The 1,178-nt window shown below is 73.9% G+C and carries 2 protein-coding genes; both read left to right on the forward strand.

Annotation, left to right across the window (positions count from 1 at the left end; translation table 11 throughout):
• Positions 1-58 precede the first annotated feature (58 nt).
• A complete protein-coding gene (locus tag IO39_RS43365) occupies positions 59-616 on the forward strand; it encodes a hypothetical protein (RefSeq protein WP_043637633.1) in 558 nt (185 codons plus the stop codon).
• A gap of 202 nt (positions 617-818) precedes the next feature.
• Positions 819-1,151: a hypothetical protein gene (locus IO39_RS43370; RefSeq protein WP_043637635.1), complete on the forward strand. Its 333-nt coding sequence runs from the start codon at positions 819-821 to the stop codon at positions 1,149-1,151.
• Positions 1,152-1,178: the final 27 nt, after the last annotated feature.

Here is a 1,178-nt window from a genome sequence, read left to right on the forward strand (position 1 = left end):
ACCCCGCCCCCCGGCCACACGCCGGGGGGCACCCCTCCCAGCCCAGAAAGGGGCACCCATGTACCTCACTCCCGCCCACGTCCGCGCCCAGCTCAGCGCCCACCCCGTTGAGCGCGACTCCGGATTCACCCACCTGTGGGGCGTCCACGTCGTCGCCGACGAAACCGCGTGGCGTCCGGGCACCGACCAGCGCGGAGAGCCGCTGCCCCGATTCGCCGGCCCCCGCTACGTCATCTACGCCCAGCACCCGAACGGCGTCGTCACGGCCCGCGCGCTCGCGCCCGGCGACTACCGCCACCAGGGCGACGCCCACATGATCGCCGCCCGCCTGCGGGACGCGGGCCTGACCGTCCGCGTCAAGAAGCGGCGCGGCACCGTGCTGCGCGACCAGCACGGGTTCTTCTTCCCGCTCCGCGTGACCGTGGCGGCCGATCACGCCCTGCTCAACGTGCTCGACGCGGCCGAGGACGCCGCCGAGGCGGCACGCGAGCCCGGGACCGGCTACCTGGACGCCTGCCCGGCCTGCGGCAAGACCGACCCGCCCGTGACCACGCTCGGGAAGACGGGCGCGACCGTCACCGACTGCTGCGAGAAGGACGTGACGGCGCTCATCTGAGCAGGCAAGCGGGCGGGTGGCCCGGTGACGGCATGTCCCGAGAACCGCCCCGGCCAAGCCAGGCCCACAGGGGCGCGGTGAGCGCCCACTGATCCCGCCCGTCCACTTGCCCGATCATAAATCCGTCCTACACTTTTCTTGTCAGTTCGAGGGCTGCGACCCCTCGGGCCGACACCCAACACCCAGCCCCAGGAGGCCCCACATGCTCACCCCTGACCTGCTGCGCCTGCTCGCCGAAGACCTCCGCGTCGCCATCGCCACCGGCGAAGTCCCCCGCGAGGCCGCGATCCACGCGCTCCAGGAGATCGGCGGCGTTGACCGCAAGACCGCCCTGCGCGTCTGGCGCGACACCGACCCGATGGGCCAGGGCAACGTCTGGGACATCCCCGGCGGCAGCCAGTACCGCCCCCGCTACGGGCTCGCCCGCCGCGTCTGGGACCACACCGACGGCCCCCTCCAGGGCAAGCGCGTCATGCCCGCCCTGATCCTCCAGTGGGGCCCCGACATCGCCCGCTACGCCGCCGTCACCCAGTAGCCCGCCCCGGCCCGCCCCGGCCGGGGC

The organism is Nonomuraea candida (assembly GCF_000725485.1).
GTDB classification, from domain to species: domain Bacteria; phylum Actinomycetota; class Actinomycetes; order Streptosporangiales; family Streptosporangiaceae; genus Nonomuraea; species Nonomuraea candida.